Source organism: Ruegeria sp. (genome assembly GCF_965221235.1).
Lineage (GTDB): Bacteria > Pseudomonadota > Alphaproteobacteria > Rhodobacterales > Rhodobacteraceae > Ruegeria.
In genome coordinates, this window is record NZ_CBDCRS010000004.1 from 433,247 (window position 1) to 455,415 (window position 22,169).

At 59.3% G+C, this 22,169-nt stretch carries 25 protein-coding genes and 1 tRNA gene; 12 read left to right on the forward strand and 14 right to left on the reverse strand.

What is annotated here, in order from left to right; all coding sequences use genetic code 11:
• Positions 1–12 precede the first annotated feature (12 nt).
• Positions 13–486 (forward strand): putative molybdenum carrier protein, encoded by a 474-nt coding sequence (locus ACOQOY_RS05165; protein ID WP_420584407.1) that lies wholly within the window; start codon positions 13–15, stop codon positions 484–486.
• 71 nt (positions 487–557) lie between these two features.
• Here the strand turns inward: ACOQOY_RS05165 and ACOQOY_RS05170 are convergent.
• A tRNA-Ser gene (locus ACOQOY_RS05170) sits at positions 558–647 on the reverse strand.
• 201 nt (positions 648–848) lie between these two features.
• Between ACOQOY_RS05170 and ACOQOY_RS05175 the strand changes: the two genes are divergently transcribed.
• The 8 genes from ACOQOY_RS05175 (at position 849) to ACOQOY_RS05210 (ending at position 8,293) form a co-directional block, all read left to right on the forward strand.
• On the forward strand, positions 849–2,015 hold the full coding sequence (locus tag ACOQOY_RS05175; protein WP_420584408.1) for an SPOR domain-containing protein: 1,167 nt from the start codon (positions 849–851) through the stop codon (positions 2,013–2,015).
• A 20-nt stretch (positions 2,016–2,035) separates the two neighbouring features.
• The gene (locus ACOQOY_RS05180; RefSeq protein ID WP_420584409.1) at positions 2,036–3,202 is read left to right on the forward strand and encodes a D-alanyl-D-alanine carboxypeptidase family protein; all 1,167 of its coding nucleotides are present in this window, start codon (positions 2,036–2,038) and stop codon (positions 3,200–3,202) included.
• On the forward strand, positions 3,199–3,822 hold the full coding sequence (gene tmk / locus ACOQOY_RS05185; RefSeq protein WP_420584410.1) for a dTMP kinase: 624 nt from the start codon (positions 3,199–3,201) through the stop codon (positions 3,820–3,822). Before ACOQOY_RS05180 ends, tmk begins: the two co-directional genes overlap by 4 nt.
• 10 nt (positions 3,823–3,832) lie before the next feature.
• Complete coding sequence (locus ACOQOY_RS05190) at positions 3,833–4,951, forward strand: DNA polymerase III subunit delta' (protein WP_420584411.1); 1,119 nt, start codon at positions 3,833–3,835, stop codon at positions 4,949–4,951.
• A complete protein-coding gene (locus ACOQOY_RS05195; protein WP_420584412.1) occupies positions 4,948–5,754 on the forward strand; it encodes a TatD family hydrolase in 807 nt (268 codons plus the stop codon). The genes ACOQOY_RS05190 and ACOQOY_RS05195 overlap by 4 nt, the downstream gene beginning before the upstream one ends.
• Positions 5,751–6,548, forward strand: a complete 798-nt coding sequence (locus tag ACOQOY_RS05200) for an MBL fold metallo-hydrolase (RefSeq protein WP_420584413.1) — start codon at positions 5,751–5,753, stop codon at positions 6,546–6,548. Before ACOQOY_RS05195 ends, ACOQOY_RS05200 begins: the two co-directional genes overlap by 4 nt.
• Positions 6,549–6,590: 42 nt before the next feature.
• The gene (locus ACOQOY_RS05205; RefSeq protein WP_420584414.1) at positions 6,591–7,523 is read left to right on the forward strand and encodes an AEC family transporter; all 933 of its coding nucleotides are present in this window, start codon (positions 6,591–6,593) and stop codon (positions 7,521–7,523) included.
• A gap of 71 nt (positions 7,524–7,594) precedes the next feature.
• Entirely contained in the window at positions 7,595–8,293 is a 699-nt protein-coding gene (locus ACOQOY_RS05210; protein WP_420584415.1) for a CbiX/SirB N-terminal domain-containing protein, read from the forward strand.
• A 61-nt stretch (positions 8,294–8,354) separates the two neighbouring features.
• Here ACOQOY_RS05210 and ACOQOY_RS05215 read toward each other — a convergent pair whose 3' ends face one another.
• The 5 genes from ACOQOY_RS05215 to ACOQOY_RS05235 form a co-directional block, all read right to left on the reverse strand.
• Positions 8,355–9,368: a diguanylate cyclase domain-containing protein gene (locus ACOQOY_RS05215; protein WP_420584416.1), complete on the reverse strand. Its 1,014-nt coding sequence runs from the start codon at positions 9,366–9,368 to the stop codon at positions 8,355–8,357.
• A complete protein-coding gene (locus ACOQOY_RS05220) occupies positions 9,365–9,952 on the reverse strand; it encodes a heme NO-binding domain-containing protein (RefSeq protein ID WP_420584417.1) in 588 nt (195 codons plus the stop codon). Before ACOQOY_RS05220 ends, ACOQOY_RS05215 begins: the two co-directional genes overlap by 4 nt.
• 120 nt (positions 9,953–10,072) lie before the next feature.
• Entirely contained in the window at positions 10,073–11,632 is a 1,560-nt protein-coding gene (locus tag ACOQOY_RS05225; protein WP_420584418.1) for a trimethylamine methyltransferase family protein, read from the reverse strand.
• A gap of 104 nt (positions 11,633–11,736) precedes the next feature.
• Positions 11,737–12,444, reverse strand: coding sequence for an HAD family hydrolase (locus ACOQOY_RS05230; protein WP_420584419.1), 708 nt, complete (start codon positions 12,442–12,444; stop codon positions 11,737–11,739).
• A 25-nt stretch (positions 12,445–12,469) separates the two neighbouring features.
• On the reverse strand, positions 12,470–12,754 hold the full coding sequence (locus ACOQOY_RS05235) for a DUF3572 domain-containing protein (protein ID WP_420584420.1): 285 nt from the start codon (positions 12,752–12,754) through the stop codon (positions 12,470–12,472).
• 87 nt (positions 12,755–12,841) lie between these two features.
• Here ACOQOY_RS05235 and ACOQOY_RS05240 point away from each other — a divergent pair, with 87 nt between their 5' ends.
• Complete coding sequence (locus tag ACOQOY_RS05240) at positions 12,842–14,242, forward strand: diguanylate cyclase (protein ID WP_420584421.1); 1,401 nt, start codon at positions 12,842–12,844, stop codon at positions 14,240–14,242.
• Between the two features lie 5 nt (positions 14,243–14,247).
• Here ACOQOY_RS05240 and ACOQOY_RS05245 read toward each other — a convergent pair whose 3' ends face one another.
• From ACOQOY_RS05245 to ACOQOY_RS05260, 4 genes are read right to left on the reverse strand one after another with little or no spacing between them, the layout of a single operon-like run.
• A complete protein-coding gene (locus ACOQOY_RS05245; protein WP_420584422.1) occupies positions 14,248–14,721 on the reverse strand; it encodes a periplasmic heavy metal sensor in 474 nt (157 codons plus the stop codon).
• A complete protein-coding gene (locus tag ACOQOY_RS05250; protein WP_420584423.1) occupies positions 14,718–15,068 on the reverse strand; it encodes a hypothetical protein in 351 nt (116 codons plus the stop codon). Before ACOQOY_RS05250 ends, ACOQOY_RS05245 begins: the two co-directional genes overlap by 4 nt.
• The gene (locus tag ACOQOY_RS05255) at positions 15,061–15,672 is read right to left on the reverse strand and encodes an RNA polymerase sigma factor (protein WP_420584424.1); all 612 of its coding nucleotides are present in this window, start codon (positions 15,670–15,672) and stop codon (positions 15,061–15,063) included. Before ACOQOY_RS05255 ends, ACOQOY_RS05250 begins: the two co-directional genes overlap by 8 nt.
• A gap of 6 nt (positions 15,673–15,678) precedes the next feature.
• Positions 15,679–16,146 (reverse strand): EF-hand domain-containing protein, encoded by a 468-nt coding sequence (locus tag ACOQOY_RS05260; protein WP_420584425.1) that lies wholly within the window; start codon positions 16,144–16,146, stop codon positions 15,679–15,681.
• A 200-nt stretch (positions 16,147–16,346) separates the two neighbouring features.
• Between ACOQOY_RS05260 and ACOQOY_RS05265 the strand changes: the two genes are divergently transcribed.
• Positions 16,347–16,745 (forward strand): DUF983 domain-containing protein, encoded by a 399-nt coding sequence (locus ACOQOY_RS05265; RefSeq protein ID WP_420584426.1) that lies wholly within the window; start codon positions 16,347–16,349, stop codon positions 16,743–16,745.
• A 13-nt stretch (positions 16,746–16,758) separates the two neighbouring features.
• Positions 16,759–17,460 carry an NUDIX hydrolase gene (locus ACOQOY_RS05270; RefSeq protein ID WP_420584427.1) on the forward strand — a complete coding sequence of 234 codons (702 nt, stop codon included), beginning with the start codon at positions 16,759–16,761 and terminating at the stop codon, positions 17,458–17,460.
• A gap of 3 nt (positions 17,461–17,463) precedes the next feature.
• Here the strand turns inward: ACOQOY_RS05270 and ACOQOY_RS05275 are convergent, their stop codons facing one another.
• Genes ACOQOY_RS05275 through nuoN form a run of 4 tightly spaced genes read right to left on the reverse strand, consistent with a single transcriptional unit; the run spans position 17,464 to position 22,165 of the window.
• Positions 17,464–19,131 (reverse strand): ribonuclease J, encoded by a 1,668-nt coding sequence (locus ACOQOY_RS05275; protein ID WP_420584428.1) that lies wholly within the window; start codon positions 19,129–19,131, stop codon positions 17,464–17,466.
• Positions 19,128–19,907, reverse strand: a complete 780-nt coding sequence (locus tag ACOQOY_RS05280; protein WP_420584429.1) for a type III pantothenate kinase — start codon at positions 19,905–19,907, stop codon at positions 19,128–19,130. Before ACOQOY_RS05280 ends, ACOQOY_RS05275 begins: the two co-directional genes overlap by 4 nt.
• Positions 19,908–19,918: 11 nt before the next feature.
• Positions 19,919–20,668: a biotin--[acetyl-CoA-carboxylase] ligase gene (locus tag ACOQOY_RS05285; protein ID WP_420584430.1), complete on the reverse strand. Its 750-nt coding sequence runs from the start codon at positions 20,666–20,668 to the stop codon at positions 19,919–19,921.
• A 54-nt stretch (positions 20,669–20,722) separates the two neighbouring features.
• The gene (gene nuoN / locus ACOQOY_RS05290) at positions 20,723–22,165 is read right to left on the reverse strand and encodes an NADH-quinone oxidoreductase subunit NuoN (protein WP_420584431.1); all 1,443 of its coding nucleotides are present in this window, start codon (positions 22,163–22,165) and stop codon (positions 20,723–20,725) included.
• Positions 22,166–22,169: the final 4 nt, after the last annotated feature.

Sequence of the window (22,169 nt, forward strand, 5' to 3'; positions counted from 1 at the left end):
GGGGATGGACCCATGAAGATTGTATCAGGCGGACAGACTGGCGTGGATATGGCGGCCCTGGACTTTGCGCATGAGAACGACCTGACTTATGGCGGATGGGTACCAAGGGGGCGTCGGAATGAGGCCGGTCTGATACCTGATCATCTTACTGGATTGGTGGAAACGGCGACCGAAAAGGTCGCCGAGCGGACGCAACGAAATGCCATCGACAGCGATGCAACTCTGATTTTTCAGAGCGGATCAGCCAGCCCAGGTACGCAACTGACCGTCACTTTTGCGCAAGAGGCCGGAAAACCTTATCTGATTGTAGATCTTCGCGACGGGCCAGAGGCATGCGCTCGGCGGATCAAAGCCTGGCTTCTGGACAATACGATCGACGTGTTGAATATCGCAGGCCCCCGCGCTTCGGAAGCGCCCGGGATTGGTGTCAAAGTGCGCGCAACACTTGCCAAGATTTTGGATCAGCTTCGCGAAACAAGCATTTAACTTTGATAGCTAAATCACCGCCGAACACCCGCAGGCGCAAACGCCGGCTTTACGTGCAATTGGTGATTGAGTGGCGGGGAGACAGGGATTCGAACCCTGGGGACGCTCTCACGCCCAACGGTTTTCAAGACCGCCGCATTCGACCACTCTGCCACCTCCCCGCGTGAGGCTGGGTCTAAGGCGAACTTCAAACGGTGGCAAGAGCAAATAGGGAAATCTCGCCGAACCATGTGCAGCGGTCTTTCCATGACACCTCGTGCAGGTTATGATTTCCGCGAGGACCGTAACAGACCGGCAAAACAGAACCGGCAGATAACGGCGGGGCCCCGAATTTCGAGGCCCCTTCAGGCAAGGGATGAAAAATGAAGCGAGCGACTGAGACACGCGTAACACCGCGATCGTGGGTGGTGCTGGCCGCGACATTGGTGGTTCTGGCCGGATGCGATGAGGCTTTGCTGAGCGAAGGCGCATCAGACGACGCCAAAAGTGACGCAGCACAGAACGATGGCCCGACAGAGCTGTTTGCCAATATCCCTGAAAATCGAAAGGACTCGGTCGAAGCACCCGAGGTCTTTCAGGTTGCCGAAGCCGGGCTTTGGGACGGGCGACCTTCGCTCGGAGGTGTCTGGGTCGCGCACCCGGACGTCACTCAGCCCGAGCGTGTGGTGATCAAAAACGCCGCCAACAACAAAACTGTCACCGGCGCGCTGTTCCGGCGGGAACGCAACCTGCCCGGACCTGCCCTGCAACTGTCTTCCGCCGCGGCGGAAGAATTGGGCATTCTGGCGGGTTCCCCTACCACGGTCGAAGTAGTGGCCCTGCGCCGCAAACCGGTTGAGGAAGAAAAACCCGAACCTGAAGAAGTTGAAATCGCAAGCGCTGAGGAGCCTGCCGCCGAAGAGGTCACACCCGAGGCAGACAGCACCGAAACCGCCGAAGCCGAGGTTGAAAAGCCCGCCAAGCGGAAATGGTGGCAAAAGAAAGAAACCGCCGCTGCGGCCACTGCCGCCGGAGCCGGGGCAGCCGTCGCCGCCGCTGATACCGCAACTGAGGCACCTGCCGAAGTGACAGAAGAAGTGATCGAAACGGCGGCAGAGGCTGCCCCGACCGCAAATTTGTCTGACCCGACAGTGACACCGCCTGCGGAAAAACCGGCCAAACGGAAGTGGTGGCAGAAGAAACCTGCTGACGAAATCACCGAAACACCGCTGGATCCGATTGAAGGGGCGGCTGCGGCCATTGAAGCGGCCGAACCAACATCGGCGAGCACAACTCAAACGACCTCATCGTCTTCGGTCAGCAAGCCCTATGTGCAGGTTGGCACCTTCTATGTCGAAGACAACGCCCAAAGCGCTGTCAACAAGATCAAACGGAATGGTCTGTCGGCTGAGGTGAGAGAGACGAAGTCCGGTGACAAAACGGTCTGGCGCGTGCTGGTTGGCCCTGCCAAAACCCGTGCCGAACGCAATGCACTTCAGAGCGACGTGAAAGACCTTGGCTTTACCGACGCGTTCTCTGTCAAAAACTGAAAACAAAGGAGGCCCCTGACGTGCTGTCCTCATTCAGATCATCTGTATTGACCCTCGGGCTTGCGATCTTCGCCCTGCCCGCCCACGCCTTTGATACAAGCGCACGCGCCGCTTATGTGATGGATCAAACCACCGGTACGGTGCTGCTGTCCAAAGAGGCCGACCAGCCCCTGCCGCCCGCGTCGATGTCCAAGCTGATGACGCTTTATGTGGCGTTCGAGGCCCTGCGCGATGGCCGCCTGACCCTTAATGAAACCCTGCCAGTGTCCGAACACGCCATGAGCTATGGCGGCTCGACCATGTTCCTGAACACACAGGACCGGGTGACGGTCGAAGACCTGCTGCGCGGTATTATCGTATTGTCCGGCAATGACGCCTGCGTCGTGATCGCCGAAGCGCTCAGCCCCGATGGTACGGAAGCCGGGTTCGCCCGCTACATGACACAGCGCGCGCAGCAGTTGGGTATGAACAACTCGAACTTCGCCAATTCCAACGGATGGCCAGCGGCCGGGCATATGATGTCGGTCCATGACCTTGCCATTCTTGCGGATCAGCTGATTTCGGATTTCCCGGAATACTACCCTCTGTTTGCCGAAGAAGAGTTTGAATTTGATGGCCGTGCGCCCTCGAACAAGCGCAACCGGAACCCCCTGTTGAAACTTGGGATCGGCGCGGATGGCCTGAAAACCGGCCACACGCAAGAGGCCGGGTACGGCCTTGTCGGCTCGGCCAAGCAAGGCGACCGCCGGGTGATCTTTGTGCTCACCGGCCTGGACAGCACAGGCAAGCGTGCAGAGGAGGCTGAGGCCGTGGTTAACTGGTCGTTTCGAAATTTTGTCGAGAGGACAGTTGCCAACGCAGACACGCCGATAGCCGAAGCGCAAGTCTGGATGGGCGCGCAAAAGACCGTGGGTCTGGTGCCGGAAGAAGATCTGAACCTGCTATTCCCCGTGCTGGGAGACAAGAACATCGAGGCCGAGGTGGTTTACGACGGCCCGATCAATGCGCCAATCGAAAAAGGCCAACAACTGGCGGAATTGGTGATCAAACCCGAAGGCTTGCCGGAAATCCGCCGCCCCCTGCTGGCCGCTGAGGCCGTCCCCGCCGGAGGGTTCGTAGTGCGCATGATGACTGTTGGCGGCATCGTCGCGAACGATGTGATCGGCAACCCGCTGGACGCGTTTTGACGGGGCCGGGGTTGTTTCTGACTTTTGAAGGCATTGACGGATCGGGCAAATCTTCGCAAGCGCGTATGCTGGCGGAGCGTTTGCGCAGCCTTGGTCGTGATGTCGTTCTGACCCGCGAGCCCGGAGGCTCAACCGGTGCCGAGGAAATACGTCGTTTGGTTCTTGAGGGCGACCCCGACCGCTGGTCCGCCGAGACTGAGCTGTTGTTGTTCACCGCCGCGCGGCGGGATCATCTGGAACGTACCATCGAACCGGCACTGGCTGCGGGCAAGGTGGTGATCTGTGACCGCTTTGCCGACAGCACCCGCATGTATCAGGGGTTGTCACGCGGCGATCTGCGCAGCGCGGTTGACCAGTTGCATGCGTTGATGATCGGGCGCGAACCCGACCTGACGCTGCTGATCGACATGGACCCGCAGACTGGCCTGACCCGCGCCAAGGGGCGGCAAGGCACCGAGGAACGGTTCGAAGATTTCGGCATCGACCTGCAACAGAAGATGCGGGACGGGTTTCTGGCACTGGCGCAGGAGTTTTCCGACCGCTTCCGCGTGATCGACGGCAACCGCGACATGGACAGCGTCGCACAGGATGTGACAGATATCGTTCTGCAAGCCTTGTGACTTAGGACAAATGAGCGACGACATCCCAACCCCGGATCAGGCCCCCGGCGCCCCTCATCCGCGTGAAACCCAGCATCTGTTTGGTCAAACTGAGGCCGAGCAGGCGTTCCTGAGCGCCTACACCTCAGAGCGCCTGCACCACGGCTGGCTTCTGACCGGCCCGCGCGGGGTTGGAAAAGCGACATTAGCCTGGCGAATCGCGCGGTTTCTTCTGGCGACACCTCCGGCAGAAGACGGTCTTTTCGGCGCTCCTCCGCCCCCAGAAACGCTGGAGATTGATCCGGAACACCCTGTTGCCCATCGCATTCTGGCTGGCGCAGAGCCAGGTCTGGCGGCGATTACCCGGTCGCTGAACGATCAGGGACGTCTGCGGAACGAGATCGTCGTCGACGATATCCGCAAGCTGGGGAAGTTCTTTGGCCTATCTTCTGCCGATGGTGGGCGTCGGGTCGTCATCGTCGACTCGGCGGATGAGATGAATGTCAGCGCCGCCAATGCCCTGTTGAAGATGCTCGAAGAACCGCCTGCACGTACAACGCTGCTGCTGGTCTCACATCAACCCTCACGCCTGTTACCGACCATCCGGTCGCGCTGCCGAACCCTTCGCCTGTCACCGCTGGGGGCCGAGGATATGCAGGCTGCCCTGTCACAAAGCGGCGCGGACCTGCCCGCCCAAGCCGATCATTTGGCCGCGCTAGCCGCCGGGTCCGTAGGAGATGCAGTTCGGCTGATCAACCTTGGTGGGTTGGAAATCTATGCCGAGCTGATCGCCATTCTGGGCACCCTGCCCCGCATGGACCGCCAGCGCGCGCTGGCACTGGCCGAGGCCGCCGCCCAGCGTGGCGCAGCCGAACGCTATGACCTGTTGCTGACCCTGATCGACGTGGCGCTGTCGCGCCTTGCCCTGACCGGCGCAACTGGCGCGCCGCCCACCCCCGAGGCCGCCCCGAAAGAGGCGGAAACGCTCACCCGCCTGTCCTCATCCCAGCAGCAAGCGCGCCAATGGGCCGAGGTCGCCGCCACAATCACCGCGCGCGCACGCCATGGTCAGGCGGTGAACCTTGACCCTGCCGCTCTGGTCCTAGATACGGTGTTCAAGATACAGGAAACCGCCGGTCAGAGCAGATGAGCGATACCCCCCAGATTACCGATAGCCATTGCCATCTGGACTTCCCCGATTTCGAGGGGCAACTGGACCAGATCATCGCCAACGCCGCCGAGGCAGGCGTGACCCGTATGGTCACGATCTGCACCCGCCTGCGTAACGAACCCAGCGTCCGCGCCATTGCCGAGGCCCACGCACCCGTCTTCTATGCCGCCGGCACTCACCCGATGAGCGCAGCTGATGAACCTTTGGCCACCGTTGACGAACTGGTTGCGCTGTCCCGCCACCCCAAATTCGTGGGCATTGGTGAAACAGGTCTGGATTACCACTACACCGCTGACAGCGCCGAGGTGCAGAAGCAATCGCTGCGTATCCATATCGAGGCCGCGCAACGCACCGGCCTACCACTGATCATCCACGCCCGCGCAGCCGACGACGATATGGCGCGCATTCTGGCCGAAGAACACCGCAATGCGCCGTATTCCTGTGTCATGCACTGCTTCTCGTCCTCGGCTGAGCTGGCCAAGGCCGCGTTGGAACTTGGGTTCTACTTGTCCATGTCCGGCATTGCTGCCTTCCCCAAAAGTCAGGAACTGCGCGACATCTTTGCTGCCGCGCCTGTAGACCGGGTTCTGGTGGAAACAGATGCGCCCTATCTGGCCCCGCCCCCGTATCGCGGCAAACGTAACGAACCGGCTTATACCGCACATACCGCCCGCAAAGGGGCCGAGGTATTTGGCATGGACTACGCCGAATTTGCCTTCCAAACGCAGGCCAATTTCGACCGGCTGTTCACCAAGGCCGCGACCTATATGGCGGCTGCATGACTCAGCTGCGCTGCACCATCCTTGGCTGCGGCTCGTCCGGTGGCGTTCCCAGGCTGGGCGGGCACTGGGGTGACTGTGACCCGAACGACCCCCGAAACATCCGCCGCCGATGCTCGATGCTGGTAGAGCGTGAGGGGCCCGATGGCACCACCTCGGTCCTGATCGACACCACCCCCGATATGCGCAGCCAGTTGCTGGACGCCGGAACCGGACGGCTGGACGGTGTGGTCTATACGCATTCCCACGCCGACCACGTGCATGGCATCGACGACCTGCGGATGATCGTGTTCAACATGCGCGAACGTGTCCCGGTCTGGGCAGATGGCGATACTCAGAACGCCTTGCTGGGGCGGTTCGGCTATGCCTTCATCCAGCCCGAAGGCTCGCCCTATCCGCCGATCCTTGACCTGAAATCCATCGATGGCCCGTTCCAGATCGACGGCCCCGGCGGCCCGATCCCGTTTGAACCGTTTAAGGTCAATCACGGCTCGATTGACTCATTAGGGTTTCGGATGGGCAAGCTGGTTTACCTGCCGGATGTGGCCGAAATCTATGACGATGCCTGGCCGATGCTCGAGGGGTTGGACTGTCTGGTCATAGACGCCCTGCGCCGCTCACCCCACCCCACCCATGCGCATCTGGACAAGACACTGGGCTGGATCGAGCAGCTAAGCCCCAAGCGTGCCGTGCTGACCAACATGCATATCGACCTCGATTATGCCTCGGTCGAGGCAGAAACCGCCGATCACATCACTCCTGCCTATGATGGCATGGTGATCAATCAGGCTCTGTAAAGCTCTGCCGTTGCAGCGCGCGATATCCTGCGGGGTGGTGAAATGCTGCAAAGTCTGATCGACGTCATCCTGCCGGTCTTCCTTGTGATCGCAGCCGGTTACGCAGCCACCTATTTTGGCTACTTCAAAGACTCGCATATCGACGGGTTGATGAAATTTACCCAGGGCTTCGCAATCCCTTGCCTGCTATTTCTGGCCATTGCCCAGTTGGACCTGAGCGCCAGTTTCGATCCTCGCCTGCTGTTCAGTTTCTATACCGCCGCCGGCCTGTGTTTTTCAGCGGGGCTTTTCGGCGCGCGCCTGATTTTCAACCGAGATTGGGAGGATTGCGTCGCCATCGGGTTCTGCTGCCTGTTCTCGAACTCAGTACTACTGGGCCTGCCAATAACCGAGCGCGCCTACGGCCCCGAAAGCCTGACCGGCAACTTTGCAATCATCGCGTTCCACTCACCCTTTTGTTACGGCATCGGCATCACTGTGATGGAGATCGTACGGAACCGAGGCAATAGCGGGACACAACTGGCACGGTCCGTCTTATCTGCCATGTTCAAAAACGCGCTGATCCTTGGAATATCGCTGGGGTTCATCGTTAACCTGTCCGGCCTGATGATCCCTACGGTCGTGGATGATGCACTGAGATTGGTCACACGCGCAGCTCTTCCGGTGGCATTGTTCGCGCTGGGCGGCGTGTTGGTCAAATACAGGCCCGAGGGCGACTTGCGTGCCATTGGTTATGTGTGTTGCGTGTCCCTGATACTCCACCCCGGCCTTGTTTGGGCCTTCGGAAAATCGGTGGCGCTGCCGCAGGATTTGTTCCGCTCTGCTGTGCTGACTTCGGCCATGGCACCTGGAATCAATGCGTATATCTTTGCCAGCATCTATGGCCGCGCCATGCGGGTCGCGGCCTCATCAGTGTTGTTGGGAACGGCGGCTTCGGTCCTGACGGCGTGGTTCTGGCTCACACTTTTGGGCTGACACCGATACGGTCGGGATTGACTTTGGAAAGTCGGGCAACACCTATCGGGAAAACAGACAGGACCAATCAAATGCCCCACGCCCTTATAGTTGCCCATGGCCAGCCGTCGGACCCTGAACCGGCCGAGGCAGCTCTGGCCGCTTACGCCGCGGACGTGGACACGTTGTGCGAAGGGGTTGACGTTAAGTCCGCTACTTTGGCCGCCCCGGGCGTGCTTGAGCGCCGTGTTGCGGCACTGCCCGATGATGCAGTGATCTATCCCCTGTTTATGGCCAAAGGCTGGTTTGTAACCAGCGCCCTCCCCAAACGTCTGGCGGACCGAAATATCCGTATACTCGATCCTCTGGGCGTCGAGCCGAGCCTGCCCGGTCTGGTTTCCGAAACACTGACTGGCATTCTGGCCGGACATGGTTGGTCGCCGCAGGACACGGAATTGGTATTGGCGGCGCATGGCTCGGGGCGCAGTCGCAACCCTTCGGCGGTGGCGCGTGAATTTGCGGTTGAACTGCGGAAAAAGATTGCATTCAAGGCAATTCATACCGGGTTCGTCGAAGAACCACCCTATATCGCTGAGGCGGCGGCCAATCTGTCAAGCCAGGCGCTCTGCCTGCCGTTCTTTGCCTGTGCCGGCGGTCACGTTCTTGAGGACCTCCCCGAAGCCCTGAGCGAAGCCAGGTTCTCGGGACGGGTTTTGCCGGTTGTAGGAGAGCTTCCTCTGATAAAACAGCATATCGCGTTGGTCCTTGCTTCTACTTTCAAAGAGGCGTGATTTTAGGCGCGCTGCCGTATTGCACATCGGCCCGGTCGAATTGAGCCACGCATGTCCACCCTCACTTCAACGGCGCTTCATTGTTCTGCTGCGCCTCTACAAGTGTCGAATAGAGGCGATGGCAGGACCTTCCCTGCCGTTTCGCCTCATACAATGCCAGATCAGCCGCGTGCAGAATTTCCGCGGCTTTGGGGGCGGTGAACTGGCTGGACAGGGCCGTTCCGATGCTGGCCGAAATCCGGCAAGTATTGGCCCCGAAAACCATCGGTTCCTGAAGCCGTTTGATCAGTCGCGTCGCAATTGCCGACAGAACATTTTCGTCGGACAGGCCCTTAAAAATAATGACGAACTCATCCCCACCGATCCGCGCGACCGTGTCGTCATTACGGGTCTCTTCAACCATGATCCGGGCGGCCTGCTGCAAGACATAGTCACCTGCCGCATGCCCGTATTGATCATTGACCGATTTGAAGAAATCCAGATCCAGATGCATCAGGGCAAAGGGCGCATTCCCGGTTATCAAATGGCCCAAAAACACATCCATCGCCCTGCGGTTCTTTAAACCGGTCAGCATGTCGGTAAAGGCTTGCTCTTCAGCGGCCAACATCGCGCCCTGCAACCGCAGGTTCAGAGACCGTGAAGCCTCCATCGCGGCAGATTTGGCCTCAACCAGATAGAGCAGTTCAATGGCCAGATCGGTGCCCGAGAAATCCGCGCTGGTCAGGGCGTAGTCGCGCACCGCATCAAGGATCGAAATTCCGAACGAAAGGTTGATGACCGCCCCATTGCCCTGCGGCAACGGGGCAATCAATCCCTTCAATGCTGTGCGCGGAGTATCGTGGAGCTTGAGATGCAGTTTCGCCCCTGCCAGCGACATCAACCCCGATAAGGTCGTGACCGAGCGGGGGCGCACCAATTCAAAGACATCCAGAAATTCTTTACCCGCCATTGGTTGGGCCGGGCGCAGTTTCTGCAATGTCGGTCCGACGCGCATGATTCGCCCGTCCTTGTCGACCAAAACGAACATCGGACACAGGGTTTCCAGAAGGTTTGCCAGATCACAGGTATCCATCATGACTTGCGCGCCCCCAGATCAAAATGCCGCCCTTCGGCAAAGGCGCTTTCGACCAGCAGGATCGAGATCACCTCTGCCCCGTCCTTTTTTCCGTGATGGGACAGCATAGCCAACGCGCCGTAGTCATCTGCGATGGCGCGCAACACGCCGACCATCACGCTGGAATACCCAGGCAAACCGGGAAAGCAGTATAGCTGATACTCGGTCGGGCTCACTTCTCTGAGTTCCAGATGCGGCAGGCTGAGGTCGGACACCGCCAGCCTGACCCGGTCGGACAGATCGTCCAGAGAATGCAGGAACTCAACATAGGTGACTCCGCCAAAACGCAGCAGGCGGCGCAGATCCTCCATGTTGGGATGCGAAACCAGATAGGTTCCCAAGTCTTCCAAAATCTCGGCGCGGGGTCGGTTCAGATCAACGCATAACGCATCCATGACCTGAACCGTCATGTCGTCGTCATAGACCAACATGGCTTCGAACTCGACAATGCCAAGCTCAGCCGCTTCGGTCACGCGCAGCCAGCAGGATTGCCCGTAAGTGGCGCATACAAAGGACTGTATCGCCCGATTGATCAGACCATGCATGAGATGCCCCAGATTGGTTTCACCCCAATCTGGCCTGGCAATCCTTAACAAAATCCCAAGATACGCACTCGGATATGGAAAATCCAAGTAAGTCTCACAGTGGAAGTCACTGACACCGCGTCAGAAATCTGTCGGCGCCCCGCCCTCTGCCTTGCGGCGGTCGACAAAATCGGCCAGCTCATCCCGGATCGCGTCATCCATCGCCGGAGGCTCAAAGCTGGTGATGATCTCTTTGAACATGTGATGGGCGCGTTCGGCGGTCCAAATGCCTCCGGCCACGCTCCAGCCCTCATAGTTTTTCCAATCACTGAGGAAGGGCTGATAGAACGCTGTGGTGTAACGGTCCTGCGTGTGCTGGATGCCAAAGAAATGGCCGTCATTGCCGACCGAGCGGATCGCATCCAGCGCGATTTCATCCGGCCCCGTCGCGGTAATCTCAGGCTGCATATAGCGCTGTATTTGCTGGAGAATCTCGCAATCCATGATGAACTTTTCGGGGCTGGCAATCAAACCGCCTTCAAGCCATCCCGCCGCGTGATAGACCATGTTGGTCCCCGACTGCACCGACGCCCACAGAGAGTTCGACGTCTCCCACGTCGCTTGTCCGTCAGGTACGTTGGCAGCACAAACCCCGGACGACCGCATGGGCAGGCCATAGAACCGCGCCATCTGCCCAGTCATTTGAGTCGAACGCATGTATTCAGGAGTGCCAAACGCCGGAGCGCCGGATTTCATGTCCACATTCGATGTGAACGTCCCGATCACACAGGGAATTCCCGGGCGTACATATTGAAACAGAGCGATCGCACAAAGCGCCTCGGCCAAAGACTGCGCCACCGCCCCCGCCATTGTCACCGGTGCCATTGCCCCGGCCAAAGTGAACGGAGTCACCACGATCGCCTGCCCTCGCCGTGCCAGGCGCAGGCACCCGTCAATCATCGGGTGGTCATGCTTCAAAGGTGAGGTCGAGTTGATGTTGGTATACATCCGCGGAGCCGCTTCGAACTCTTCATGACTCAACCCGCCCGCGATGCGGACCATTTCCATCACGTCTTCGACCCGCTCTTTGCCCAGCGAATACGCGTGCATCGCCTTGTCGGTCAAAGTCAGCTTGTCGTAAAGCACATCCAGATGCCGAATGCTGGCGTGCAGATCCACGGGCTCGACCGGATAGCCGCCTGCGAAATGGATGCAGTTGAAATACTGCGTCAGCTTCAGCAGATTCCGGCACATTTCGCGATTGCCGGGAACCTTGGTGCCGATCTCCATATCCCAGTAATTCGGCGGAGAAGAAACGTTGCCGAACACCATATTCTTGCCACCGATCTCGATCGCCCGGTCGGGGTTGCGCGGTGTGATGGTGAATGACGATGGTGCTTTGCCCACCATCTCCATAACGAAATCCCGACCCATGCGGACATTATCACCATCAACGGTACAGCCCGCCTCACGCAGAATGCCCTTGGCTTCTTCGTTGAAGAACTCGATTCCGATCTCTTCGAGGATGCGCATGGCCCCTTCGTGGATCGCTTCGATACCACCCTGATCCAGCGGCTCGGTCGGTCTGTCGATATTGATCGGAGGGTTCCAGGGCATCTGGTCGATGACCGCGCTGCCTCTTCGCTCAGCCGCTCCGGCCCGTCCGCCCCCGCGACGCCTGCGAGTCTTTGTTTCAGCCATGTGAACCTCCGGAGCTTGCGTTTCCCCAAGCAAGCCCCGTAGGCGGGTTCCTCGCCTATCTGTCTGCGACAGACTTTGTCGGTTTTTTATTCCGAAGCGGCGAATTACGCGGTTTTGAGCGCGTCTTTCTCAAGCCAGCCGGGGATGTGACCGATATCGGGCAGCACCACATCCGCCATTGGAGCCAATGCCTCGGCCGGGGCAATACCGGTCAGAACACCAATTGTGGTCATGCCCGCTGCCCGCCCGGCTTGCAGATCGTGCAGGCTGTCGCCAACCATCGCCACGTTTTCAGGGGCCACACCGACATGAGTGGCAAATGCCAGCAGTTGCCCAGGACCGGGCTTAAAGCCGTGGCCACTGTCATAACCCGCGACGAAATCGAAATGTTCGTGAATTCCGACCGAGGCCAAATGCTGCAACGCAGGTGCTTCGCTGTCATTGGTCGCTACGCCCAGCTTCAGCCCCGCCTGCCGAAGCCCTTCAAGGAAAGGTATCAGCGGAACGGCCTGAGCTTGCGGTGCCGCCGCAGCTTCGGCATTCAGCAATTCGAGCAGTTCCTCTTTCGACATATCCGGAATGTGCCGGTCGAGCAGATCGCTTATCTCTTCGACCGTTGCGGCGATCACGATGCTGTCTTCGGAATATGTAGCCGTCTCAAGATCAAACCCGATAACGCGGCCCAATTCAGCAGCGCGCGCATGATCTCCGTCAGCCAGCCGCAGCACGAGGTTGCGCCCAAACGCCCCCCAGGTGTCGGCAAAATCAAACAAAGTTCCGTCCTTATCAAAAAGGATCGCGTGAATGGGCATTGCATGCTCCTGAAAGGTTGTTGGATCAGGTCCAGTGAACGTCAGCACCACCTGACAATACCGCCCGCGCCTGAGACGGCAGCTCGTAGGCTACGGAATTCGCGTCACAGAATTCCATCACCCACGAATCGTCAAGCATTAGAAACTCAAGCACCGACCCAAGGAATTCGGGCTCGGCTGCCCTGTCTCTTAGGTCCTGCGCCGAGGCGCCGGTAGAGCCCAGAAAAACAGGCAGTAATTCCTCATTTCCGACCAGCCAGCCCAAGGCATTGAGCGCCAGAGTTTCTGCGGATTGCGCGGAGATTGACATATTCTGGCCCCGGATCAGGTCTTGGAAAGGGTTTGTTAACCAGACTCATAAACACTTTAGCAACGCATGCAATCAACGGTGACAGATATGTCCGTGCAGGGAACCATCCTTGTCCTCGACGGGACCTCAACCAATCGCATCATGCTGAAGGTTCAGTTGACCGCAGCGTGGTACCACGTCGTTCAGGGCGAGCGGCTTCATGGTCTTGCCGGGCTGTTGCGGCGCACCAAGCCCGATCTGGTGTTGACCTCCCAACACTTGCCAGACGGCACTGCTGCGGAAGTCAAAAAGCTGGTCATGGCCGATCCCGACCTGATTGATGTGCCAGTGGTCGCCATCGCGCCGCAAAACGACAAAGCGGCGCGGCTTAAGGCTCTGTCGGACGGGCTGGACGACGTTCTGGCGCATCCGTTCAAGGATACATTCCTACTGGCGCGGGTGCGCAGCCTGTTGCGCGCGCGGGCCGAAACTCAGGAATTGCAGGTCGGCACCACCTCACATCCGATTGGTTTTGCCGAATCCAGCACTGCGTTCATCGCGCAGCCCAAGACTGCGCGTGTGGCTATTCTGACGCAATCCCCCCGTACCGGAGCATTGTGGCAAGCGGCCCTGTCCAAGCAAACACGGCTCGCCCTGTCGGTGCATACCTCATTGAACCTTCGGGGCATATTGTCTGGCCCGGTTCCTGACGCCATTCTGTTCGAGGTCAGCGCAAACCCGCCAAACCACAATCTGCTGGCTGACCTGAAATCCCGAAGCACCACCCGGCACACTGTTCTGATCGGGATTCTCGAAGCCGAGAATGCCGAACTGGCCTCAGAGGTGCTGGATCGCGGTGCGGATGCGGTTTGTCTGGCCGGGTTCAATACCGAAGAAGTATTGCTGAGACTGGACAATCAGATCGCCCGCAAAACACGTCTGGATCAGATGCGCGCATCGCTGCGGCGGGGGCTGGTCGAATCTTGGGTTGATCCGCTGACAGGGCTGCACAATCGCCGCTACGCGATGCGCGCGATGGACCAGATCGCACGGCAATCGGCCCGGTCTGGTGAGGGCTTCGCCCTGATGCTGGCCGACCTGGACCACTTCAAGACCATCAACGACACGTTCGGCCATATCGGGGGCGACAGCGTTCTGACCGAGGCTGCAAGCCGAATGGAAAAAACGGTCGGTTCTGCAGGTTTCGTGGCGCGGATCGGCGGCGAAGAGTTTCTGATCGGCTTGTCCGACACAACTCAGGCCAAAGCGCTAACGCTGGCGCGAAGCCTGTGTAACTGTATTCGCGACACGCCCTTTGAACTGCCCGATGCGCCGGCCCCGATCCCGCTGACGATCAGCATCGGATTGATCACGACCAGAACTGCCAAGCCGTTGAAACCGCATCAGCCCGCGCCGTTGGAAAGGTTGATAAAATCAGCTGACACAGCGCTTTACGATGCCAAAAGCGCCGGGCGCAATCAGGTCCGTGCCAGGCAAAGCGCGGCCTGATCCCTTCAGTCCTTGTGCTTGCGCTTGTGTGATTTGCGCTGCACCACATCCTGCAACCGATCTGCATAATCCAAACGTTCTGCATCGGTCATCGTGGTAATGCGGGCCAACCATTCCTCTTGCAACGCACCTTGCAACTCGGCCATAGATCGCGCCTGCTGCACAAGTAACGCCTGTACCGCCGCCGGATCAAACGGTTCAGCCCGCAGAACGGTTTGCAGCGCTGCGAAATCCTGCGCCCGTGTCTTGCCCCCCCTGACATGACGGTCAGACAACTCCAAACGTAGGGCTTTGCGATCTTCCTTCGGCAAAGCGCGATAGAGCGCCGAACCAAACCCCGGAGGAGCCTTGGCATGGTCTCCGCCCTTAACGCGGTAGGCTGTCCCCAAGGCAATCCCTACCACCAAGAGGTTCAGACCCAGCGATACAGCTAGCAGAACCGGCACCCATCTCTTTTTGGGCTTGGCGTTCTCGCTCATTCGGTGTCCTCCAGAAAAATCGTGTCCAGACTGATGTCTGCGACAACAAAGCCGGTCTCTTGCGGGAAAATGATCTCGGCCGGGTCGGGCAGAAAATCCGGAGCCGCAAATCCGATCCAGACACCCGCGGCGCTGGCCGCGACCAATCCGCCCGCGCTCTGCCACCCGCCGATTGCGCTCATCATTCGCACCCAAACCGGTTGATGTGGTGCAGCAAGCTTAAGGCGTTCCAGCCGTACCGTTTCAGCGTCGGTCAGAATCCGCACTGCCAGATCATCGGGCAGGTCCGGGCAGCCTTGCCGCGCCTGGGCAAACATCTGATCCAGATCCATATCGTCTTCAGCCATCTTCGTACCCCAGTTCATCTTGACGCCCGGCCAGTATTGCCGCCAAAGCCCGCTTTCCTCGTGCGGTCAGGCTTTCTACCGCTTCGGTCGACACCCCCATGATCCCGGCGATCTCGGGGTTGGGCAATTCCTCAATATGCCGCAAAATAACGGCCTGTCTTTGACGGTCCGGCAGTTGCGACAAGGCCGTCTGCAACGCATCCCTACGCGCGGCCTCCTGTAACCGATCTGCCGCGCTGAGGTCTTCGTCCTCAGGCTCAGGCGCATCTTCCAGACGACCGGGCCGCTTTTTACGCTGCACGTCCACGCACAGGTTCAACGTTACCCGATACAACCATGTCGACACCTTGGCCTGCCCCGGCACCCATTTCGGTGCTACCTGCCAGAGCCGCACCATGGCGTCCTGCGTCACATCCTCGGCCTCGGCCCGGTTTCCCAGCATCCGCAAAGCGACCGAAAAACAGCGTGGCCCCAGCCGATCCGTCAAGACGCGCGCGGCTGCGGCGTCGCCTTCCGCGAACTGCCGCAGCAACGCGTCGTCCGACGCGTCCGCGGCACAGTCAGTGCCGCGGACATCCTGCAAGGGGGAGGTCAGATCCTCCATCCTTCATCAGCTATCGTCAGAGACCGCCTTGCCGTGCTTCTTGTGCTTCCGGCCCATCCGCTCTTTTGCATCGGCATATTCCTGCTCTGAAATCGTCCCGCTGTTATCCGCGTCGATACGGTCAAACATCTTGCCAGCGCGGCGTGGTTTGGGCAACTCGTCGTCGCTCAGGAAACCGTCCTGATTGGCGTCGTGCTTCTCGAACATCTTGGTTACGCGGTCATTGGCCTTTTGCTGCGCTGCTGCCTGCATCTCATCAACGCTAAGCTGACCGTCGCCATCTGTGTCTGCCTTGGAGAATCGCTGCGCACGATGGGCCTGCATTTCTTCCTGTGTCAGCTGACCGTCGCCGTTTGCGTCCAGTTCCTGAAAGCTCACAGGTTCGCGATCTTTCGGCCCGGCAGCCAGAACCGATGTACCAGTGACGGCAACAACCGAAATCAGAATGGCCGGAATGAATTTGGCGCTTTTCATATCGTTTTTCCTTTGTTTTGCGGCCCCATTGCCGCTGCTCACATAGGTTCAAACGCTGGGCTGCGCAGTTTCCGTCGCATCAATTCAAAATTTTTTGCCGCCCGCCTTCGGGCGCGCCGCGCCACAAAGCGACGCACCCCCCTTTAATATGGATCAAAACAAGCGCAATATCTGGCGCAAACGAACGCGCGAGTTTCAAAATGACAGATCAGACGATCGACACCACGACCGAGAATGACCGGCCAACCTGGCCTGCATTGGTGAAAGGCTTCCGTTGCCGCTGCCCGAAATGTGGCGAGGGCAAGGTGTTGAAAGGCTATCTGACCGTGCGGGACACCTGTGACAGCTGCGGACAAGAGCTGTTTCACCACCGTGCGGATGACGGCCCTGCCTATCTGACCATCTTGCTGGTCGGCCACCTGCTCGCTCCGGCGCTGCATGTGACATACGTGGAATTCCGGCCGGAACCACTGACCATGTTCCTGATCTTTGCCATCGGCTGCACCGCCCTGTCGCTGTTTCTGCTGCCCCGACTGAAAGGCGCGGTTGTCGCGTATCAATGGGCGCGGCGTATGCACGGCTTTGAAAAGGCGCAGTGACCTGACCCGGCAAATGGCAGAAGATAAGACCGCAATACGAGACGCTGCAACGGTCATCGTATTGCGGGACCGCTTGGGTGAACCTTCAATCCTGATGGGGCAGCGGGGCGCGAAAGCCGTCTTCATGCCCAATAAATTCGTGTTTCCCGGCGGCGCTGTGGACCCCGCTGATCAGGATGTGACGCTCGCCACCGATCTGCCCGCCTTGTGCAATGAACGGCTGGCCGAGAGATCCGAACAGGGCTTGCAAAACGCGCTGGCTGCCGCAGCAATCCGCGAGCTGTGGGAAGAGACCGGACTGATCCTTGGCAAACCAGCCTCTTGGAGCGGTGCAGTTCCGGTGGACTGGCAGGAATTTGCAGCCATGGGGTTCCGCCCATCGGCCCGACCGCTTCAGTTTGTGTTCCGCGCGGTGACACCACCGGGTCGCCCCCGCCGGTTCGATGCACGGTTCTTTCTGGTCGATGCCGATGCGATTCAGGGCGATTTAGACGATTTCAGCCGTGCGTCAGACGAGCTATCCCATCTGCAATGGGTTCCCCTCAGTCGCGCGCGGGAACTGGACCTGCCCTTCATTACCGAGGTCGTTTTGGCCGAGGTAGCAGCCCGGGTCACAACCCCCGAGCCGCCTGCCACAGTACCAATGTACCTCCACAAAGAGGAACAAAGCCTGTTCCTACAGCTCAAGGGCTATCCGATGCCCGACGTGGACTAGCCGTCACTTCATCCGGCTGATTACCGTCGTCACTTCGGGCTTTTTGCCAATTTCCGCTTTGGCGGTCTGACGCACAATGCGCCGCATCGCCTCTTCCAGCTTGTCATCGTCGCGCAGGGTTTTCGCCTCTGCCCGCATCAGAAACTGGTTCAGGTCCTCTTCCAGCACTTCAACCAGAGCCGCGCGGGACGTTCCGATCTCGGGCAGACCCATGGTGTCGCACCATGGCTCACCCAGCGGCTCATCCTCTTCATCCAGAATGACCGTCACGGTTACGTGCCCGTTCAGAGCCATACGGATACGATCTCGAACAACACCATCGAGCGCACCGACCTTCACGGTGCCGTCCTGATAGGTGCGACCGGTTTCGATATAATCAACCACCTGTGGCGCATTACCGGTCAGGTCCAGCATCGTACCGTTCACCGCCAGAATTCCGGTGCGGCCACCCTCTTCTGCCAGCTTGGCATGTTCGCGCAGGTGCCGGTGCTCACCGTGCATCGGGATCACCATTTGCGGGTCGATCAGCGCGTGTACCTTCTCAAGATCAGGCCGGTTGGCGTGGCCAGACACGTGGTACAGGCCCGAGCTGTCGTCGACCACATCCACTCCCTTTTCGCTGAGTTGGTTCATGATGAAGATCACGCCACGCTCATTGCCCGGGATGGTTTTGGAGGAGAACAGGAACAGATCGCCCTCTTTTAGCTCGATCCCGCGATATTTACCGCGCGCCAGCTGCGCACTGGCGGCCCGGCGCTCGCCCTGACTGCCGGTCACGATCAGCATCAGGTGCTGACGCGGCAGGTCCACAGCCTCTTCTGCGCTGATGACCTTGGGAAAGTCCGAAAGAATACCCGTTTCCGTCGCCGCCTCAATCATCCGACGCATGGCGCGGCCCAACAGAACGACAGAACGTCCGGCGCGCTGACCCGCCTCAGCCAGCGTCTTCACCCGCGCCACGTTGGACGCAAAAGTGGTCGCCACAACCATACCCTCAGCGCTTTCGACCAGCTTGGTAATCTCGGGTCCAACCTCGGATTCCGAACGCCCGGCATGGGGTGAGAACACGTTGGTGCTGTCGCAGACCAAGGCTTTGACGCCGGACTTGGCGACCTCGGCCCACAATTCGGGGTCGAACGGCTCACCCACGACCGGGTTAGCGTCCAGCTTGAAATCGCCCGAATGCACAATCCGCCCCGCAGGTGAATCGATCACCAACGCTGCGCTTTCTGGAATCGAGTGCGAGACCGGCAGAAACCCGACCGTAAAGGGGCCGACCTCAATCTGTTCTGGCCAGGCCGACACGGTGCGGACGGCATCTTCGGGGTGGCCATGTTCGTCCATCTTGCGACGGGCGATATTGGCGGTGAAGGCACGCGCATATACCGGCGCACCCAGCACCTCATAACAATGCGCAACAGCGCCCACGTGATCTTCATGCGCATGGGTGACGAATACAGCATCCAGCCTATCGGCGCGCTCTTGCAGCCATGAAATATCGGCGTGGATCAGGTCAACACCCGGCGTGGTGTCCATATCCGGGAATGTGACGCCCAGATCGACAAGGATCAGACGCTCCTGCCCCGGTTTGCCATAGCCATAGACATAGGCGTTCATGCCGATTTCTCCGGCACCGCCCAGCGGCAGATAGATCAGTCGTTCACTGCTCATGATGAGCCATTTTCCTTGTTATAGCGATGGATCACGGTCAAACCGTGCATCGTCAGATCATCTTCGATAGCGTCGAACCCCACGTCGGCCTGATCGAACAAGGGTGCCAGCCCACCGGTTCCAACGACTTTCATCGGCATTCCGTATTCCGCTTTGATCCGGGCAATCAGCCCCTCGATCAAGCCGGAATAGCCCCAATACACGCCGGACTGGATACAGCCAACCGTATTTGTACCAATTACTTTTTCCGGGCGAGTGATGTCGATATGCGGCAACGCGGCCGCGCCCTGATGCAGCGCCTCAAGGCTCAGGTTCACACCCGGTGCGATAATGCCGCCGACATAGGCCCCGTCCGAGGCCACAACATCAAAGTTCGTGGCCGTGCCGAAATCGACAACCACCACATCGCCGCCATGACGGTCAAACGCACCCACAGCGTTGGCCAGTCGGTCCGGGCCGGGAATGGTGCCTTCGTCGATACGCGGCGCGACGGGCAGCAGACAATCCGGCTTACCCACCACCAGCGGACGGCAGCCAAAGAACCGATCCGCAAAGATGCGCAGGTTGAACACCACGCGCGGCACGGTCGAGGCGATCACAACATCGGTGATATCTGCCTCGATCCCATAATGTTTCACCAGCGTCGAATACCAGGTGAAATAGGCATCCGCCGTTCGGGAATGATGGGTCGAGGTGCGCAGAGTGCACAGAAACTGCTCGCCATCCCAGATCGAGAAAACGGTATTGGTATTGCCGCAGTCGATAGCCAGAAGCATCTGAGCCTCCTTCAGAAAAACACGTCCGCCGCGGGAATGCTGACGCGGCCCTTGGCGGTCTTTAGGACAAGGTTGCCGTTCACGTCCACAGTTTCAAAGGTTCCTACCGTCTCGGAGGTCGATGTACGGGCGGTAATGACCTCTCCCAAACGGGCAGCTCGGGATAGCCATGCGGTTCGGATCGGCTCGAACCCGTAGGTTACGAACTGGGTCTCATAGCGCGCATAGGCCGCGGCCAGTTCCGTCAGGAAATCCTCGGGCAGAACGGCAGCGCCGGTTTCCGACATCAAAGACACCGGACGGACAGCGCTTTGCTCAACCGCATAGGCCGGAGGCGCCTCTGAAAGGTTGACGCCGATGCCAATCGCCAGATGCGATACACCTTGGCCCTGCCCGGTGCTTTCCAACAAAATGCCGGCCAGCTTGCCGCCGTTCAGCAGTACATCGTTGGGCCATTTCAGAGACAGTCCCGCCGCGCGTCCGGTCACCGCCACGCAGGCATCGAACAAAGCCAGCGCCGCCACAAAGCTGCGCAGCGCGGCTTGCTCCGGGTTACCCTGCGGGCGCATCAACAATGTTGCAGCCAGATTGCCCTTTGGATTGGCCCAGACCCGTCCGCGTCGCCCTCGCGCTGCGGTCTGATGATGGGCCATGATCCAGACCGGACCCGGAGCGGTAGGCGCCAGGCGGGCAGCCTCGTTCAGGGTGCTGTCAACCTCCTGCACAATGTGCAGACCATATCCTTGCGGCCAGGCGGTCATGGCAAAAAGGCCCGGTCCATAGACCGAGCCCCCTGTGTTCGGATGTTAAGCACGTTAGTTGACAAGCGTCGCTGCCGCAGCGGCCGCTGCGCCTTCAATGCCAAACTGATAGAACACGCCCACCAGCATCAGAGCCGCCGACCCCATCAATGCAACCCACAGAACCGGGGTCGAATGGGTCTCGATCGGGTCTTCATTTTCGTCGCCGAAATACATGTAGAACACGATCCGCAAGTAATAGAACGCACCGATGACCGAAGCGATGGCCGAGACGATCACCAACCCGGTCAGCCCCGCGCTGACACCCGCCTGCCAGACGCCGAACTTGGCGAAAAAGCCCAGCATTGGCGGCACACCGGCCAGCGAGAACATCAAGATCAGAACCGCCAAAGCCTTACCGGGATCGCGTTTGGAGTATTGACGCAGGGCGTCGATATCCGTGACAGGCTTGCCGTCACGCTCCATCATCAAGATGAAGGCAAAGGTACCGATATTCATGGTCACATAAATCGCCAGATACATCAGCATCGCCTTGATGCCCATTTCCGTACCCGCGGCCAGACCGATCAGCGCATAGCCCATATGCGCAATCGACGAAAAAGCCATCAGTCGCTTGATGTCTCGCTGGCCAATTGCGGCGACCGCACCCAGCAGCATCGACAGAACCGAGAGCAGGACAATCACCTGCTGCCAGTCCTTGATCACTCCGCCGAACGCGTCGTGCAACAGACGCGCGAACAGAGCCATCGCGGCCACTTTCGGCGCGGTGGCAAAGAAGGCGGTGATCGGCGTGGGCGAACCCTCGTATACATCCGGCGTCCACATATGGAACGGCACGGCCGACACTTTGAACGCCAGACCGGAGATCAGGAAGATCAGGCCGAACAGCAGGCCAATCGAAACGTCTCCGTGATGGACTGTCTGGATGATGCCCGAAAACAGAGTGGTGCCGGTAAAGCCGTAAACCAGCGATGCGCCATACAGCAGCAGGCCCGAGGAAAGCGCGCCAAGCACGAAGTATTTCAATCCAGCCTCGGTCGATTTTGCGCTGTCACGACGCAGCGCCGCAACGACGTAGAGCGACAGCGATTGCAGCTCTAACCCCATATAGAGGGACATCAAATCGCCGGCGCTGACCATCATCATCATGCCCACAGCGGCCAAAGCCACCAGCAAAGGATATTCAAAGCGCAGCAGACCCCGGCGGGCCATATATTCCTGGCTCATCACCAGAACGGCGGCGGCAGAGAGCAGGATCGCAACCTTGGCAAAGCGCGAGAAACCATCGTCGATGAACATACCGTTGAATGCGACATTCACGCCGTCGCCATTGGTGGCAATCCAGAAGGACAGCAATGCCATGAGGCCCGCCGTCGTCCAGACCAGAACCGGCGCCAGCCCGTCTTTTGTCGTGTAGACAGCTCCGATCAGAGCGGCCATCGCATACACGGCCAGAACGATCTCTGGCAGGATTATCGTCAGATCAGCTTGGATCATGTCT